The sequence below is a fragment of the Micromonospora sp. NPDC005553 genome (genome assembly GCF_042871765.1).
Classification (GTDB): Bacteria; Actinomycetota; Actinomycetes; order Mycobacteriales; family Micromonosporaceae; genus Micromonospora.
In genome coordinates this window covers 1,047,430-1,063,207 of sequence record NZ_JBIAJD010000002.1, presented here as the reverse complement: position 1 = coordinate 1,063,207, position 15,778 = coordinate 1,047,430, and the positions used below count along the sequence as shown (strand labels likewise).

The window sequence follows — 15,778 nt, the reverse complement described above, 5'->3', positions numbered from 1 at the left end:
GCCCCCGTGGAGCCGCACACCGGCTGGGGGGGGGGGGGGGTGGGGGGTGGGGGGGTTGGGGGGGGGGGGGGGGGGGGGGGGCCCCCCCCCCCCCCCCGTTCCGGGTCAGTAGAGCTTGATCAGACAGGGTCAGCGCTGCAGGGTCAGCAGACCCGGCCGGTACGGCAGCAGGCCGTAGTCGACGCCGTCGGAGCTGGGGGAACGACCCTGGTAGAGCAGTTGCAGGTTGCAGGCGTCAACGGTCATCGTCTGGTCGGCGTTGGTGCGCAGCAGCTCACCGTGGCTGATGTCGTTGGTCCAGGTTGCACCGCTGTTGACCTTGCCGGCGAACGGGTTGCTCTGGGACGCGGCCTGCGGGGTCCACGAACCGTTCAGGCTGGTGGCCGTGAACGAGCGGAAGTAGCGGCCCGTCGAGCCGATCGCCTCGACGATCATGAGGTACTTGTTCAGGCCCTGGAGCTTGTAGACCTGGACGGCCTCGAACAGGTTGTTCGTGGTGTCGCTCATGATGGTCGTGTAGCTGCTGCCGAAGTTGCCCGGGAAGTTCCCGATCGGCATGCTGGCCCGGTAGATCTTGCCGTTGTCACCGGCGAAGAAGAGGTACATGTTCGTGCTGTCACCGATGATCGTCTGATCGATCGGGCCGGTGCCGGAGCCGGTGATGCTTCCGGTGAACAGCGGCTGCGCCGCGGACCAGCCGTTCGCGTTGGTGGGGTTGGTCGAGGTCCGGTAGGAGAACGCCGTGCCACCCCACTGGTAGGTGAGCACCCAGATGTTCTTCGGCGCGAAGTAGAACAGCGACGGCGCGACAGTCCCGGAGTTCATCGTGTTCTGGGTGGCCGAGGCCATCTGCGAGTAGTTCGAGAAGAGGCTGAAGTTCATCGAGCCCCAGCTGCTACCGAAGTCGTGCGTGGTGGCGTAGACCAGCTGCTGGCCGTTGTACGGGGCGACGGTGAAGTCCTTCAGCGACACCCAACCCGACTTCGGGGTCGCCAACACCCCGGTGGAGGACCACCGGTACGTCGAGGGAAGGTCGCACGTGCCGCCCGGCGGCGGGGTCGTCGGCGGCGGCGTGGTGGGGTCGGTCCCACCGCCGACGCGGACGAACTGCCACTGCTGGTTGGTGCCGTTCCAGTCGTCGTACTGCACGATGTTGCCACCGTCGGCGGTCGAGGCGCCCTGCACCTCCATCACCTTGTTGCTGTTCCGGTTGATCAACCGGACGTAGCCGCTGTCCGAGTCGGCCAGCCGGAACTGCTGGTTGGTGCCGTTGAGGTCACTCCACTGCACGATGCTGCCACCGTTGGCGGTCGAGAAGCCCGAGACGTCCAGCACCTTGCCGGAGAGCCGCGACTTCACCCGGTAGTAGCCACCACCGGAGTCGACGAACTGCCACTGCTGCTGGTTGCCGTTGTTGCGGGCCCACTGGGTGATCCGGGCACCGTCATTCGTGGCCAGGTTGTAGACATCCAGGGCCTTGCCGCTGTTGCGGTTGACCAACACGTACCACGCGTTCGTGTCGACCGATGCCGCGGCGGCGGGTGACGACACCACCGCTACGGCGGCGCCACCGACCATCAGCGCCGCCGCGCTGGCGGCGACAAGGCGGGGCAACCACCAACGTCGCCGTCGCGACGGCGTGGCGATCGATGGAGACCTATCGAGGGCAGACATGATTCTCCTCCAGTGACCAAGAGCCGAACGGCCTGCCCGAGGGTGGGCGTACCGCGACGCGTGGCCGAGCACGCCGGCGTCAGAGAGTTAGCGTTAACAAGACGCCGGCAAGCAATAGCGCACGCCTGATTCGAGGTCGACGAAGCAAGGCTTGCCCGGAAAGCCGAGGTGTCGTCGTCCTTAGGCATCGACTGTGAGCGATAACATGCCGTTCGTCAAGACGTAACGTGCTGGGAACATCTACCGCTGTCGACCTGCGGATCTTGAGGTGAGGCGACTTGAACCGCATTCCCGCAGGCATCGCCCCAGCTCCCCGGCCAGGACCACCGCCGGGCCCTTGAGGAGGCCTCGCGAGCGCGTTAACATCGACAACTGCCCATTGCCGAGGGCTCGCTGACGGTGCCAGTGAATTCAGCCTGACGGGTCGACCGGCAGGAGCGATGGCGCGGCGACGGTCAGGACCGATCGCCATGCGAGTCAAGGCCCACCGGGTGGGCCGGTCCGCGGGGGCCGGGGCACCCCCGAGTCAGACCGCGCCTCGATCGACCAGGCTGAACGTGGTGTTCAGCGGGGCGTCGCCGAGGAACTCGACGAAGATCTCGCTCTTGGTCGGGCTCCACTGCACCGGGCCGTGCTCGTCGTTGACGATGCCGTAGGCGGGGCGCCCCTTGTCGTCGTTGCCCTCACGGTACAACGTGAACAACGTTGCCTTGCTCGGCCGACAGTCGGCTCCGACCAGCGCCGAGTACCCCTCCGAATCGACCTTGACCCCGAGGCACGGTCGGTGGGCGATCTCCGGGTTGACCGATTTGATCATGTAGTCGACACCGACCGGTACGAGTACGAAGAGCGCATCCTTGCCGGTTCCTTTGCCGACCTCGACCTCGCCGTGCGACGGCAGCGACAGGTCACGGTCGATCTCCACCACGTGCAGCAGGACTCGCCGCTGACCGGCCAGCATGGCCTGGGCCGGGTCCACGTTGGCCGACGGTGAGGCGGACGGCTTGCCCGACGCGGGCGTGGACGGCGTCGCCGCCGGCCCGGTCGTCGCCGGGCTACCGCTCGGCGTCGAGCCGGCCCGGTCCTGTTTGGACTGCCCACTCAACAGTTGCGGACCGAACAGGAAAGCGGGCACCAGCACGGCGACCACCGCGGCGGTCGCCCCAAACGCGGTGAGCCATCCGCGCCGGCGTGAACCCGCGCGACCGGCCTTGGCCGGACCCGATGTCGTCGACCGCGCGCCTTGATCACCACCGGCAGCGGGCGACACACGTGGCGGCGTCGCGCCCAGGAGTTGGGCCGACTCGCCGGCACCCACCGGAGACGCCGCGGTCAACAGCCCGTCGAGCAACTCCCGGGACGTGGGCCGGGCAGCCGGGTCCTTCTCCAACGCGCGGGAGACCAACTCCCGCAACGGCCCACCGAGCCCGGTCAGGTCCGGTGGTTGAGTGAGGATCCGCATCGCGGTCGCCGTAGGGGAGTCGCCCCCGAACGGGCTGCGGCCGGTCGCGGCGTAGGCGACCAGGGCCCCCCAGGCGAAGATGTCCGCGGCCGGGCCCGCCGGACGGCCGGAAACCGTCTCGAACCGCTCCGGAGCCATGTACGAGACGGTCCCGACCACCTGGTTCGTCCGGGTGTGCTGGCTCGTCGCCTCGAAGGCTCGGGCGATGCCGAAGTCGATGACCTTGATCCCACCCGGTGCGACCAGGACGTTCGCCGGCTTGAGATCGCGGTGGATCACCCCGGCGCCGTGGATGGCGGTGAGCGCGGTGGCCACCCCGACCGCGATGCCGTGCAGGTGCGCCCCTCCCAGCGGGCCCTGCTCCCGAACCACCTGGGCCAGACTGGGGCCCTCGACGTACTCCACCACCAGGTAGGGCGGGTCATGGTCCGGGTCGGCGTCCAGAACCTCGGCCGTGCAGAACGGTGGAACCTGGCGGGCGCGGTTCACCTCACTACGGAACCGACCCCGGAACTCCTCGTCGTGCGAGAGGTCCGCACGGACGACCTTGACCGCCACCCGCCGCCCTTGCGGCGAACGGGCCAGGAAGACACTGCCCATGCCCCCGTCACCGAGCCGGTCGAGCACCTCGTACCCACCGAGGCGTGCCGGGTCACCAAGACGGAGCCCGCCGCTCACGCCGGATGCCCGCAGACCGCGACCACCGCGCGAACCGATCCGCCCATCACCCGTCCCCCTAGGTCACTCCGACGCCGGCCGCAGCCTATCGTCCGCCCACCGAATCCCGTCGATGCCGTCCGTCAGTCGGCCGCGACCGGGGCTGCCGCCTCGTCGCGGCTGGGCCCCCTACCGCTTCGAGGCCCAGAAGACGTAGACAGCGCCGTACGGCACGGCCACCGTTGCGCCGTCGGTGCAGGCGCCGGCCGGTGCGACGCCGCCCGACGTCAGCAGACGGCTGACGTACGCGACGTTGCTGAGAATGCCGGCGCCGGCACTCGTCGGATCGAGCGACGCTACTGGAGCTATTCTTCGACGTCTTCTACGTCGCCGTGTTCGCGCAACTGTCGATGCCGTTGGCCACGAAGCCCCTTGGGGCGGACTGGGACAGAGCGTCATCCGGCTGCTGGCCGCGTGGTGGACCTGGGCGGGCACCGCCATCGACACCGGGTACCAGGACCCCGACCACGGCGAGCGTGATGCCCCTGAGGCATCAATATGACTCACAGACATCACGGTCGTTCGGGCGTTGCCCTCCGCACACCAGAGTCTGCGGCAGGCGGTGCGCCTGGTCGGATCACACTCACGGACACCTGGCGCCTTCGACGCTCGACGGCCAAGAGGCAGCGCAGGCGACGGTGGTCGGATCGCCCGCGATCCGACCACCACCCGCCGCGACCGTACGAGCTATCGACGGCTCCACTGCTGGTTGGCCTGGCCGGTGCAGGTCCAGAGGACGAGCTTGGTGCCGTTGCCCGTACCCACGTTGTACGGGTCGAGGCAGAGGCCGGACTGCACCCCGGTGATGGTGCCGTTGGCGTTGACGTTCCACTGCTGGTTCGTTCCGCCGTGGCAGTCGTAGATGGTGACCAGGGTGCCCGGCGAGGTGCCGTAGCCGGCGGCGTCGAGGCACTTGTTGCCGTACACGGTCAGCGTCTTGCTGCTCGTGTAGGTCCACTGCTGGTTGGTGCGGCCGTGACAGTCCCACAACTGCACCTGGGTGCCGTTGGTGGTGGAAGAGCCGGGGACGTCGACGCAGCGGCCGGACAGGGCACCCACGATCGCAGTGGTCTGCTGCCCGCCGCCGCTTCCCGGGTCGCCGATGCTGCCGGGCACCGCCTGCAGCGCGCTGTACCAGCGGGCAGCCATCTTGTCGTAACCGCCGGCCGTGGGGTGGACACCGTCGATCAGGTCGGCGGTGGTGAGTGCGCTGTACATGTCGACCAGGCGTACCCGCTTGCCGGCGTTCACCTTGCTCTGCACGATGCCCGGGATCGCCGCGTTGAAGGTGCGGGCCGCCGCATTCTGGTTGCTGTTGGAGAGCGGGATGATCTGCGCGACGAACACCTCAGCGTTGGGAGCTGTGGTGGTGATCCGGTCGATCAGGGTGGAGAGCCGGTTCGGCGCGGTGCTCACGTTGTAGTTCTGCAGGATGTCGTTGGTGCCGATGTGCAGCAGAACTGTCTGCGGCCGCTGGGTGTTCAGCCAGCCGACGATGTTCGCGTCGATCTGGTCGATGCGCCAGCCGGGATGCCCCTGGTGGTCGTGGTCACCCAGGCTGGCAGGCCCGTTGAACTGCGACCCGACGAAGTCCACTGTGTACCGCCCGTTGACGAGGCGCTGCCAGAGCCCGATGCGGTACCCGCCCGGCACCTGCGTGCCCTCGGTGATGGAGTCGCCGAGAGGCATCACCCGCACCCCGCCGTTGGATTCGGCGTAGGCCGGGCCGGTCGAGGTCAGCACCCCGGCGAGGACGACACCGAGCGCGGCGGTCGTCGCGAGCCATCTTGCCCTGGTTCGCATGGAATTCTCCCCTGCAGTGGCAGTGCTGACCGAGGGGTCAGGTCGTCGCGACAGTCGCCGCATCGACATGACGATGCCGCCGCAGCACTGGGACGGATTGTTAACGCTAACAGCGATTCCTGTAAATTCTTGTCGCTGATCCGGCCCACGTCAAGCGCCAGCAACCGCGCCCCAGGGATGCCGCGACTTCACGAAAGACGAGTGGATCATGTCCGCTGGGGTCACCGTGGACCAGAAGACCGCCATCAGCGGCAACCGGCCCACGAACTGCACCCCAACTCACCGCCGGTGCCCAACTGCTTCGGCTGATCATTCGATCACCCCGGCAGTCGGGTAGTACGAGATAGGCAATCCGGTTCAGGTATCGATGATGTTGTTGTTTTCATCGATGCCGTGGCTGCGCCAATAGACGTCCCACTCATCGTCGACGTGCTGCGGGATCTTGCCCTCCGGATAGCGGACGTACGGCGGGGTCGGCTCCTGCCCATCCGGGAAGCAGGCGCTGCCGCCCTGCCCGCCCACCGCCATCGCCGGATACTCACCACCAGCGCAGATGTCCTCCCGGAACGAGCAACCGGTGGTGGCCATCAGCCCACCCAGGCCGACTGCGGCCAGAGCGATCATGATTCGCGTTCGCATGGAGGGAATTCTGGTCGCAGCGGCAGCGCCTGCCATGCGCACGCGTACTCATCTCGCGCCGGGCGTCACGATTCCTCGCCCGGACCGACCAGGCCGACGGGGCGAGCAGAACAACCGCGTCCGACACGTACGCCCATACGAAAGCAGGGAATATAGCCTATTAGCTATATTCCCTGCTCAAGTGGTGCGCCCGAAGGGACTCGAACCCCTAACCTTCTGATCCGTAGTCAGATGCTCTATCCATTGAGCTACGGGCGCTCGTGCTCAGCCAGCATACACACCTGGCTTTCGCGCGGAGACTCCGGGATTCGAACCCGGGAGGGGCTTTAAGACCCCAACCGCATTAGCAGTGCGGCGCCATAGACCAGACTAGGCGAAGTCTCCCCGGTGATCCTCAGACCACCGCGCCCGAGGATACAGGTCACCACCCACCGGGAGCAAAACGACTTCCGGGGTACGCCCACCGGGGTCCGTCCGCCCCCGTGTTTCCACGCTGTGCGGCGGCGTGATCGGGACTACGCTCCATCGATATGCAGGAGCAGCCGCCCAGCGAGTCGACCCGTCGAGAGCCTGCTGAACGAGCGCGTCGCCGCTCTCCACGGGCCACGTTCACGCCGCCGGTCGTGGCCGAGGAGCCCACCGGGACGGTGGAACCGGTCCCGCCGGCTGCGGCTCCGGCGAGCCAGCGTCCTCGACGGGCCAAGGCCGCCCCGGCGGTGCTCTTCCAACCGCCAGAGCCGGACCGCCCGCTGCCTCGACAGCCTCGGCGAGCGCCGGCGGAACTGACCACCGACACCAACGCCGAGCAGCCGCAGCAGCCGGAGCACTCGGAGCAGCCGGCCGGCGACCAACCGAGCCCAGCAACCGGCCTCGCATCGACACCGCCGAAGGCTCGGACCGCCCCTGTTCGCAGGGCTGACCATCGGCAGGCAGCCGACACGCCCGCCGAGGTGACCCCGGCCACGCCGACGCCCCGCAAGCGCGCCGCAAAACCCACAAAGACCGCGAGCACCACAAAGACCGCGAGCACCACCGAGGCCGCGAGCACCACCGAACCGCAGACCTCCACCGAAGCGCAGACCAGCACAGCCGCGAGCACCACCGGCGAGTCGAGCACCATCACGCCAGCGGCCCCGGCCAGAGCCGCGAAGACCACCAGGCGCGCGGCCACCCCACGAAAGAGCACCCCGCCGACCAGGAGCATCCCGCCGACAACGCCCGCCCCCGAACCCGTGGTCAGGCCGCAGACGGCACCCACCGAGCAGCAGCTGACCCCGGCAGACCCCGCCGTGCGGCAGGTTGAGCCGGCTCTGGGGCGTACCCCCGAATCGGAGCTGCGCGCGGTCGCCGCGCGCGTGCTCGACCACCCTGGCTTCGCACCGGAGCTGTTGGCTCTTGCCGCGGTGCGGACCTTCGGGCCCGGCGCGGCCGGATGGGCCGCTGGGTTGCGCGACAGGTACCCGGATGCCTCGGCGGACGGCCTGGCCCGGTTGGCGGCCCGACGGTTCGTCCGCTCGGCGGGTGCGGGTGGGGCCACCGCCGCGCTGGCCGGCTTCTTCGCGCCGCTGGCCGAATTGGCGGCGGTGCTGTGGACGCACTCGGAGCTGGTGCTGCACCTGGCCGCGGCGTACGGCAAGGATCCGACGCATCCCGACCGGGCCGTCGACCTGCTGGTGCTGACCCAGGTGCACCCGGATCGGGCGAGCGCGGTGGCGGCTCTGGCCGCCGCCGAGAGCGCTGGTGACCCGGTCGAGGGGGCGTGGCCGCGGGCGGCGGAGGCGGCCTGGCGGTTGGCCGCGCCGCTCACGGCTCAGGCCGGTGGTTGGGTCGCGTTGCGGCTGGTGGCCCGGTTGCTGCCGGGCGCGGCGGTGCTCGCGGCGGCATTGGGTGACGCGGCGGCGGCCGACCGGCTCGCGGCCCGGACGGTGGCCGTCTACCGACCCGACCGGCGCTGACGGGTCAGAGCCAGTCGAACCACTCCCGGGGCAGCAGCGCGTAGCCGACGAACGCGAACACGTCGAGCAGTGTGTGCGCGATGATCAACGGCATCACCCGCCGGGTGCGCAGGTAGAAGAGGCTGAACACGACGCCCATGATCGCGTTGCCGACGAACGCGCCGAAGCCCTGGTAGAGGTGGTACGAGCCGCGCAGCAGCGCGCTGGCCGCGATGATCGCGGCCAGCCGCCACTGGAGCTGACGCAGCCGGGTGACCAGGTAACCGACCACGATCACCTCTTCCAGCACGGCGTTCTGCACGGCGGCGAGGATCAGCACCGGAACCGTCCACCAGATGTCCGGCAGCGCGGCCGGCACCAGCGTGGCGTTGAGGCCCAGGTGGGCCGCCACCCAGAACAGCGCCAACCCGGGTAGGCCGATGAGCGCCGCCAGGCCGGCGCCGCGCGCCACGTCCTGGCCGGGCCGCCGTGCGTCCAGGCCGAGGGTCCGCGCCGGGTCGCCGGGGTCACGGGTGAGCAGGTGTACGGCGAGAAGCACCGGCAGCAGCGCGAACACGATGCCGAGCAGTTGGTAGGTGAGGTCCAGCCAGGGGCGGGCCGACGCCGAGGTGTTCAGCGAGGCGGTCTGCTTGGAGAGCGGACCGTCGGCGGTCAACTTCGCGATGATCGAGACCACCGCGTAGATCGCGGACTGGCCGAGGGAGAGGCCGAGGACCAGCAGCGTCTCGGTGCCCAGCAGTCGGCGGGACACCGGGCGGGTCAGCTCAACGGTCACCGCACCACTCTGCCCGACGTACGGCACCCGTGACATGGCCGACCGGCCACCGTGAGCCGATCGCACATTCTGTGCGACCAGTCGACACGCTCCGTGGAGATTCTATGAGCGCCCGATCCGTTGCCGTCTGGAGAAGGAGCGTCAGTGGACAACCTCGCGCGGTTGCTGAAGGAGAGCTGGGCCCTGGTCGAGGACGACCGGGTCCGGCTGAGCGGTCACTTCTACGCTCGGCTGTTCCTGCTCGACCCCGCCCTGCGGCAACTCTTCCCGGTGCAGATGACCGGCCAGGGCGACCGCCTACTCGAAGCGATCATCACGGCGATCCACACTGTGGACGACCCGGAGAGCTTCGACGAGTTCCTCCGGGCGCTGGGCCGCGACCACCGCAAGTACCACGTCGACGAGCGGCACTACGCCACGATGGGCGTCGCGCTGCTGGACGCGCTGCGCAGCACCGCTGGCGACGGCTGGAACCTGGAGTACGACCAGGCGTGGCGGGAGGCGTACGCGGCGATCGCCGCCCTGATGGTGGCCGGTGCCGCCTCCGACGACGACCCACCGTTCTGGCACGCCGAGGTGCTGACCCACGAGCGGTACGGCCCGGACACCGCCGTGCTGACCTGCCGGGCGTTGCAGCATCCGCTGCGCTGGCAGGCGGGGCAGTACGTGAGCCTGGAGGTGCCGCGCTACCACCCCCGGGTGTGGCGCAACTACTCGGTGGCGAACGCCCCGAACGACGACAACGTGCTGGAGTTCCACGTGCGGTCTCCGGGGGCCGGCTGGGTGTCCGGTGCCCTGGTGCGGCGGGTGCGGCCGGGTGACCTGCTCCGCCTGGCGGCGCCGATGGGGTCGATGACAGTGGACCGCGCCTCGGAACGGGACATCCTCTGTGTGGCCGGCGGCGTCGGGCTGGCGCCGATCAAGGCGCTGGTGGAGGAGTTGGCCACCTTCAACCGGACCCGGTGGGTGCACGTCTTCTACGGTGCCCGGCAGGCGGCCGACCTGTACGGCCTGGACGGGTTGCAGGAGTTGGTGGCCGCACACCCGTGGTTGTCGGTCACCGCGGCGTGCAGTGAGGATCCGGACTTCGACGGCGAGCAGGGCGAGATCCCGGAGGTGGTGGCCCGGTACGGCCCGTGGACCACGCACGACTGCTTCGTCTCCGGTGCCGCCCGGATGGTCCGGTCCACCCTGCGGGTGCTGGCCGCCGACAACGTGCCGCCGCCGAACATCCGCTACGACACCTTCGGCGACCTCTAGACGTTCCTCCCCCCACACCGGGGCGCGTGCCCCTGCCCCCTGGGGCACGCGCCCCGGTCCCTTCCTGGTCAGTAGCGCCAGGGACGCCCGGCCTCGCGGTACTCCTCGACCGGCACCAGGGGCACGCCCGGCGCCATCCGGTCGACGTAGAGCCGGCCTTCCAGGTGGTCGATCTCGTGTGCGACCAGCCGGGCCATGCCGAATTCGAACGACGTGATGATCCGGCTGCCGTCCCACTGGGCGTGTTCCACGTCCAGGCGTAGCGGCCGGGGCACCAGACCTCGGTGGTCGAAGAAGGAGAGGCAGCCCTCGTACTGCTCGTCCGTCTCCGGGTCGGCGTCGACCACCCGCGGGTTGAGCAGCACGACCGGCTCCGCCGACCGGTCGGGCGGCCGTACCACGGCCGCCGCGCGGCCGATGCTGAACTGCGGGGCGGCGACACCAACACCCTTGCTGAACGGGTGCAGCTCGTCGAGCCGGGCCAGGGCCATGACGAGCCGGTCGACCACGTCCCGGGCGACATGTTCCTCAGCGGGCAGGTCGAACGGGCGGGCCCGCTGGCGGAGCAGGTCGTCTCCGCGTTGCACGATGCCGAGGCCGCGCATCCGGTCGCTGGGTCGGACCCGGGCGGCGCCGGGGCCGATGTCCGGTTCGGTCTCCGGACGGGCACGGAACCGCCACTGCATCCGGTAGCGGGCGTTCAACGGGGGGTCGTCGGTCTGCCAGTCGTAGATCACCCGGTCGCCCTCGTCGTGACGCTGCGGCGCCGTCCGCAGCGGGCCCTCCTCCGCGCTGAGCGAGGTCTCCACGCCCCAGACCTGCGGGTCGAGGGCAGCGGGCAGATCCAGGCGTACGGCGAGCTGGCGGGTGGGCAGTCGGACGGCCCGCTGGAACCAGGGGCCCCACTTCTCGTGGCCGACGCTGTACGCGTACTCGATGGTGGCCCGGTCGCCCGGGTAGAGGGGGAAGCGTCGCTCCCCGTTCTCGAAGAGCAGCCAGATCTCCTTGAACGCGTCCCGATCGTGCTTGGCTCGCCAGTGCATCGGCTCCGGGTCTCCGCCACCGTCGTCTCGACGGGCCTGTATCTGCAACTCGGCGAAGGTGAGGGGGTGCTCCCGGTGGTGCCGGTTGGAGCGGCCGGGGTCGTTCGGGTAGCGGTCGACGGCGACCCGGACCAGGTAGCGGGTGACCGGCTCGGTGCCGGCGTTGTAGAGCTCACGGTGGATGACGCACCGGTAGCCGTCGTCGGTGTGGGTGAGGGTGGCCAGCTCCCGTTCCACGACCAGCCCGGTGCCCGGTGGCAGCCACTGGCCTGGCAGGTACGACTCGCGGTGCGGATGACCCGCCCGGGCGTGCCGAAGGTCGTCGTACTCCCGGAAGCGCTGCCAGATCGCGCCGCTCGCCTCCAGGACGGCCTCCGCGCGGCGGGCGAAGTCCTCGGTCGGGCGGTGCCGGCGCCCCTCGACGTGGCTCACGTAGGACGGGTCGAACCCCATCAGGACGGCCAGTTGCTTCTTGGACAGCCCTCGCCCGGTCCGTTGCCGGGCGAGTTCGGCCGCGAAGGAGTCGGCAGCCCGTTCGAGGGGTGAGGTAGTCATCAGCTTCCTCGTGGCCGGGGCTATAAGTTTTCACGTTCCGTGCGCGGGCACACACGCAAGTGGCATGTTTTCGACACACCGCTTGACAATTCACCGATGGCCGTCGATCGTGCGGCGGCGTTTCCCAGCAGGGACTCCGGGTAGTAGCCGAAGCACTACTCCCGCCGAACACGGGGGTGACCTGGACGTCCGGGATGTGACCAAGGTGAGGCTTCCCTTACGGCCACGGGCTTGGTTAGGCTAGCCTTAGCTCAGGACGGCACTGGTTCGTCCGCCGGGGCGCACTCCTCGGTCAGACAGACAGGGGACGACTCAGGTGACAGCGGTGATGCCACGGCGCGAGACCGCCACCACGCCGCTCGCCCCCGTCACCGCTGCGCTCCGGGCCATGTTCGGCACCGATGACCTGCCCGGCCTCGCCCGGGGCCTGCTGGTCGACGACGAGCTCGGCTGGGCGCCCGCCACCACCCTGATCGATGGCAGCCGACTGCCCGAGTTGCTGAACGGCGCGGCCGTCCGCTGGGGCGGCACCCCGCACGCCTGCGCGGCGCTCGCCTGGAAGTCCTACAGCTACTGGGCCGCCCTGCCGGTCGTGCTCGGCTGGGCCTCCGCCCGCCGGGTGCCACTGCTCGACCCGGCCGACCTGCTGATCCATTTCGAGGACCATCGGCAGCTGCTCACCATGGGCCTGCGCCGGGGCACCACGGTGGCGGTGCTGCCGAACGACCCGCTGGCGCTGACCGGCCTGCCGGAGGTGCGGGTCGTCGCCGACGAGGCGGAGCTGCTGGCCGCGCTGCGCGCGTCCCTGCTCGACGCCCACCTGGCGCCGCTCATCACGGCGATCCAGTCCGAGGTCCGGGTGGGCACCCGGACGCTGCTCGGCTCGGTCGCCTCCGGCATCGCGCACGGCATCCTGCGGGCTGCGGACGCCCTGCCCGGCTCCACGGTCCAGAGCATCGACACCCTGCTGGGCGCACTCGACCTGGCCGACCTGATCGAGCTGGTGCCGGGGCCGACCGGTGAGCCGACAGTGCAGCGCCGCACCTGCTGCCTCGCCTTCACCCTGCCCCGCCCGAAGGTCTGCCAGGGCTGCTGCGTCCGCTAGGCCGGACCGGGGCGGTATCGCTCAGTCGGTCAACGGCCGGACGTCCCACACCCACACGCCGCCGGTGAAGACCGGTTCGATCCCGGTCAGCTCGGTCATGCCCCGGCGCAGCGCGGTCTCGTGCTCGTGTGGCCCGAGGATGACCACCCCGGCCCGCCAGTAGCGCAGGTCGTCGACCGCTCGGACCCGGCTCTGCGGCGTGATCGGCGGCACCGCCCCGGTGCGCCGGATGGTGGTGAAGAAGCTGCTGGTGGGGCGGGGGGTCGCACCGAACAACGCGACCTTCGGCGGATCGGCGTCCGGACGCGTGTCCGGGCCGAGGAAGTAGCCGCGGGCCAACGGCATGTCCAGCCGGGTCGTCGCGGACCAGCGCAGCGGCTCGGCGTAGGTGGTGTCCGGCAGCGGCAGGGTCACCACACTGCGCCCACCGGCCACGTACGGCCGCCACGCCCCACTGGTCACGAAGCTGGGGACCGGATCGGGGCGGGCCACGGGCAGCGGGGTGGGGACGATCGGCAACAGGGCCATCGTGAGCACTGTGGCGGTGACGAAGCGGATCTGCCCCCGAGCGGCCGGATGCGCGTGGGCCAACTCGCGGGCACGTTCGGCGCCGTAGGCGAGCAGCAGCCCGATGATCGGGGTGATCGCCAACGCCCAGCGTGTCGGCACCACCGAGTGCAGGATGGGCAGGTTCTCCAGCGCCGCCCAGGGGCCCGGCACACCCGTACCCCGGTTGTCGAAGCGGACCTCCCGCCCCAGCGAGAGCACCGCGAAGAGCAACCCGAGCGCGGCCAGCGCGAGCACCACGATCGACCGGCGCAGCCACCAGACCAGTGCGATCACCAGGACCACAAGGGCCCACCCGAAGAAGCTGTTCTCCTCGGTCGGGTTCTTGGCCAGGCCCGCGGCGGTGCGCGCGCTACCGGCCAGCGACTCCCGGGAGTACGCGAGGAACGAGGCCACGTCGCTGGAGTAGCCGCGGATCAGGCGGGACAACCCGGAGTACGCGCCCGGTCCGAAGAACTGGACGTACAGGGGGTACGCGAGCAGGAGCCCGGCGACCCCGGCGGCGACGGCCAGCCCGGCGAGGAAGGATCGGGCCCGCGGCCGTAGATCCGCGCGGCCGAGGGCGAGCACGCCGACGACCACGCCGAGCCCGATCGCGGTCATCAGCAGGATTTCCAGGTTGAGGAACGCCTGCCAGACGATGACCAGCGCGAGAAGGATCCCGTTGCGCAGCCAGCGACCCGGTTCACCAAGTCGTAGCGTGCGCCAAATGATCAACGGGACGACGAACTGCGACACGATGTTCGGGTGCCCATTGGCGTGGGACACCATGGCCGGCGCGAACGCGCAGAAGCCGGCGGCGAGCCACGCCGGCCCCCGACTGCCGATCAGGACCCGGGAGAGCAGGAAATACCAGGCCGTGGCGGTGGCAATCATGCCGGCGGTCAGAAAGACCAGAAATGACGCTCGCGGCCCGAACAGCAGGGTGATCGGCGTCATTGGCAATGAAATGGATAATACGGACGTATTGGCCATCAGATTGACGCCGTCGGGCACGTTCATCTGATTGGAATGGAACGGATACGCAAAGTGCGTGACTACTCGCGCACCGTGCGCCATCATCCATTCAAACTGCGACTGATCCGACTGGTTGTCCCGCACATCGCTGTCCGGGTCCAGCCAGAGCCGACAGGTGACCCAGAAGCCGAGCACCACGAAGCTCAGCACGGCGGTCAGATCGGCCCACATCCCCCTACGGGAAGGCCGATCGGCACCGGAAGCCCCCTCCGCCGGAGGCGCGGCGGCCGGGCTGCGGTTGCCGCTGGGCACGTCCGGTTCAGGAGTAGTCATGACAATTCATAGGGTAGTCAGCGCCTGGCAGCGCCGTGACATGTTTCGGGGTACTGCCGTACTATGTGCCGGGTTCGCCGACCGCCGATCACGAACCCACCCCCCGACCACAATTCGGCCACCCCGATGCCCCGATTCTTTCGCCGTCCCAGCGGATGATTCACTCTGTCGGTCCAGGCACGGGTCGAGTTCATACCGTGAGGAATCGACGCATGGCAGAAATCACTGGGGACCAGCGCGTGCAGTCCGAGGTGCTGGAAGGCCTGGCAACCGCTGTCAACCACCGTCGCTGGTTCATCGAACTGGCCGTGCCGTACCTCGGCGACGACCCGATCGAAATCGGCAGCGGTCTCGGTGACTACGCGCTGGAATGGTCCGAGCGGCTGCCACGGTTCACCGCCACCGAGGCCGACCCGGACCGGCTGCTGCAGCTCAAGGAGCGCCTCGCCGACCGTCCGAACGTCGACGTCCGGCAGATGCTGCTGCCGCACAACGACCGGGGCGACTACAGCGCGGCCGTCTCGTACAACGTCCTGGAGCACATCGAGGACCACGTGGGCGCGCTACAGAGCATGCGCGACCTGGTCCGACCCGGCGGCGCCGTGATCATCATCGTGCCCGCGTTCCAGTTCGCGATGGGCCCGGCCGACATCGCCACCGGGCACGTCCGCCGCTACACGAAGAAGACGCTCGGGGCGGCGATGACCGAGGCCGGTCTGACCATCGAGAAGATGCACTACGCCAACGCGCTCGGGCTGATCGGCTACTTCATGGCCACCAAGGTCTTCCGGCTGATGCCGAAAGAGGGCCCGATGGTCAAGGTGTACGACACCCTCGTCCTGCCCGCCACCAAGGCCGCCGAGCAGCTCGTCCTCCCGCCGTTCGGCCAGTCCGTCTTCGCCGTAGCCCGCGTCCCAGCCTGACCCAGCCCCC

Annotated in this window: 12 protein-coding genes and 2 tRNA genes; 4 read left to right on the top strand and 10 right to left on the bottom strand. The window is 69.5% G+C overall.

Translation table 11 applies throughout. From position 1 onward, the window contains the following. Positions 1-129: 129 nt before the first annotated feature. The 7 genes from ACFYPG_RS12350 to ACFYPG_RS12320 form a co-directional block, all read right to left on the bottom strand. Entirely contained in the window at positions 130-1,674 is a 1,545-nt protein-coding gene (locus ACFYPG_RS12350) for a non-reducing end alpha-L-arabinofuranosidase family hydrolase (RefSeq protein WP_387351789.1), read from the bottom strand. Between the two features lie 526 nt (positions 1,675-2,200). Continuing rightward, entirely contained in the window at positions 2,201-3,814 is a 1,614-nt protein-coding gene (locus ACFYPG_RS12345; protein WP_387351788.1) for a serine/threonine protein kinase, read from the bottom strand. Positions 3,815-3,982: 168 nt separating this feature from the next. Then, positions 3,983-4,252, bottom strand: a complete 270-nt coding sequence (locus tag ACFYPG_RS12340; RefSeq protein ID WP_387351875.1) for a DUF3455 domain-containing protein — start codon at positions 4,250-4,252, stop codon at positions 3,983-3,985. 288 nt (positions 4,253-4,540) lie between these two features. After that, positions 4,541-5,656, bottom strand: a complete 1,116-nt coding sequence (locus tag ACFYPG_RS12335) for a ricin-type beta-trefoil lectin domain protein (protein WP_387351786.1) — start codon at positions 5,654-5,656, stop codon at positions 4,541-4,543. Positions 5,657-6,013: 357 nt separating this feature from the next. Further along, complete coding sequence (locus ACFYPG_RS12330) at positions 6,014-6,295, bottom strand: SCO0607 family lipoprotein (protein WP_387351784.1); 282 nt, start codon at positions 6,293-6,295, stop codon at positions 6,014-6,016. Positions 6,296-6,477: 182 nt separating this feature from the next. Further along, positions 6,478-6,553, bottom strand: a tRNA-Arg gene (locus ACFYPG_RS12325). Positions 6,554-6,588: 35 nt separating this feature from the next. Beyond that, positions 6,589-6,679: transfer RNA gene (locus ACFYPG_RS12320), tRNA-Ser, on the bottom strand. 239 nt (positions 6,680-6,918) lie between these two features. On the opposite strand from ACFYPG_RS12320, the gene ACFYPG_RS12315 reads away from it, so the two are divergent. Continuing rightward, positions 6,919-8,250 (top strand): hypothetical protein, encoded by a 1,332-nt coding sequence (locus ACFYPG_RS12315; RefSeq protein ID WP_387351783.1) that lies wholly within the window; start codon positions 6,919-6,921, stop codon positions 8,248-8,250. A gap of 4 nt (positions 8,251-8,254) precedes the next feature. Here the strand turns inward: ACFYPG_RS12315 and ACFYPG_RS12310 are convergent, their stop codons facing one another. Beyond that, positions 8,255-9,025, bottom strand: coding sequence for a CPBP family intramembrane glutamic endopeptidase (locus ACFYPG_RS12310; protein ID WP_355004423.1), 771 nt, complete (start codon positions 9,023-9,025; stop codon positions 8,255-8,257). Between the two features lie 144 nt (positions 9,026-9,169). Here ACFYPG_RS12310 and ACFYPG_RS12305 point away from each other — a divergent pair, with 144 nt between their 5' ends. Continuing rightward, entirely contained in the window at positions 9,170-10,285 is a 1,116-nt protein-coding gene (locus ACFYPG_RS12305) for a globin domain-containing protein (RefSeq protein ID WP_355004424.1), read from the top strand. A 68-nt stretch (positions 10,286-10,353) separates the two neighbouring features. Here ACFYPG_RS12305 and ACFYPG_RS12300 read toward each other — a convergent pair whose 3' ends face one another. Next, the gene (locus ACFYPG_RS12300) at positions 10,354-11,883 is read right to left on the bottom strand and encodes a peptide deformylase (RefSeq protein WP_387351781.1); all 1,530 of its coding nucleotides are present in this window, start codon (positions 11,881-11,883) and stop codon (positions 10,354-10,356) included. Positions 11,884-12,211: 328 nt separating this feature from the next. Between ACFYPG_RS12300 and ACFYPG_RS12295 the strand changes: the two genes are divergently transcribed. After that, positions 12,212-12,988: a hypothetical protein gene (locus tag ACFYPG_RS12295; RefSeq protein ID WP_387351779.1), complete on the top strand. Its 777-nt coding sequence runs from the start codon at positions 12,212-12,214 to the stop codon at positions 12,986-12,988. 21 nt (positions 12,989-13,009) lie between these two features. Here ACFYPG_RS12295 and ACFYPG_RS12290 read toward each other — a convergent pair whose 3' ends face one another. Next, on the bottom strand, positions 13,010-14,845 hold the full coding sequence (locus ACFYPG_RS12290) for a hypothetical protein (protein ID WP_387351778.1): 1,836 nt from the start codon (positions 14,843-14,845) through the stop codon (positions 13,010-13,012). A gap of 212 nt (positions 14,846-15,057) precedes the next feature. On the opposite strand from ACFYPG_RS12290, the gene ACFYPG_RS12285 reads away from it, so the two are divergent. After that, entirely contained in the window at positions 15,058-15,768 is a 711-nt protein-coding gene (locus ACFYPG_RS12285) for a class I SAM-dependent methyltransferase (protein ID WP_355004428.1), read from the top strand. Positions 15,769-15,778 lie beyond the last annotated feature (10 nt).

What these genes read in the sequence shown, in the direction of transcription:
- ACFYPG_RS12290 (WP_387351778.1), bottom strand. Translation starts at nt 14,845, where the DNA reads ATGACTACTCCTGAACCGGACGTGCCCAGCGGCAACCGCAGCCCGGCC.
- ACFYPG_RS12330 (WP_387351784.1), bottom strand. Translation starts at nt 6,295, where the DNA reads ATGCGAACGCGAATCATGATCGCTCTGGCCGCAGTCGGCCTGGGTGGG.
- ACFYPG_RS12335 (WP_387351786.1), bottom strand. Translation starts at nt 5,656, where the DNA reads ATGCGAACCAGGGCAAGATGGCTCGCGACGACCGCCGCGCTCGGTGTC.
- ACFYPG_RS12295 (WP_387351779.1), top strand. Translation starts at nt 12,212, where the DNA reads ATGCCACGGCGCGAGACCGCCACCACGCCGCTCGCCCCCGTCACCGCT.
- ACFYPG_RS12350 (WP_387351789.1), bottom strand. Translation starts at nt 1,674, where the DNA reads ATGTCTGCCCTCGATAGGTCTCCATCGATCGCCACGCCGTCGCGACGG.
- ACFYPG_RS12340 (WP_387351875.1), bottom strand. Translation starts at nt 4,252, where the DNA reads ATGACGCTCTGTCCCAGTCCGCCCCAAGGGGCTTCGTGGCCAACGGCA.
- ACFYPG_RS12300 (WP_387351781.1), bottom strand. Translation starts at nt 11,883, where the DNA reads ATGACTACCTCACCCCTCGAACGGGCTGCCGACTCCTTCGCGGCCGAA.
- ACFYPG_RS12285 (WP_355004428.1), top strand. Translation starts at nt 15,058, where the DNA reads ATGGCAGAAATCACTGGGGACCAGCGCGTGCAGTCCGAGGTGCTGGAA.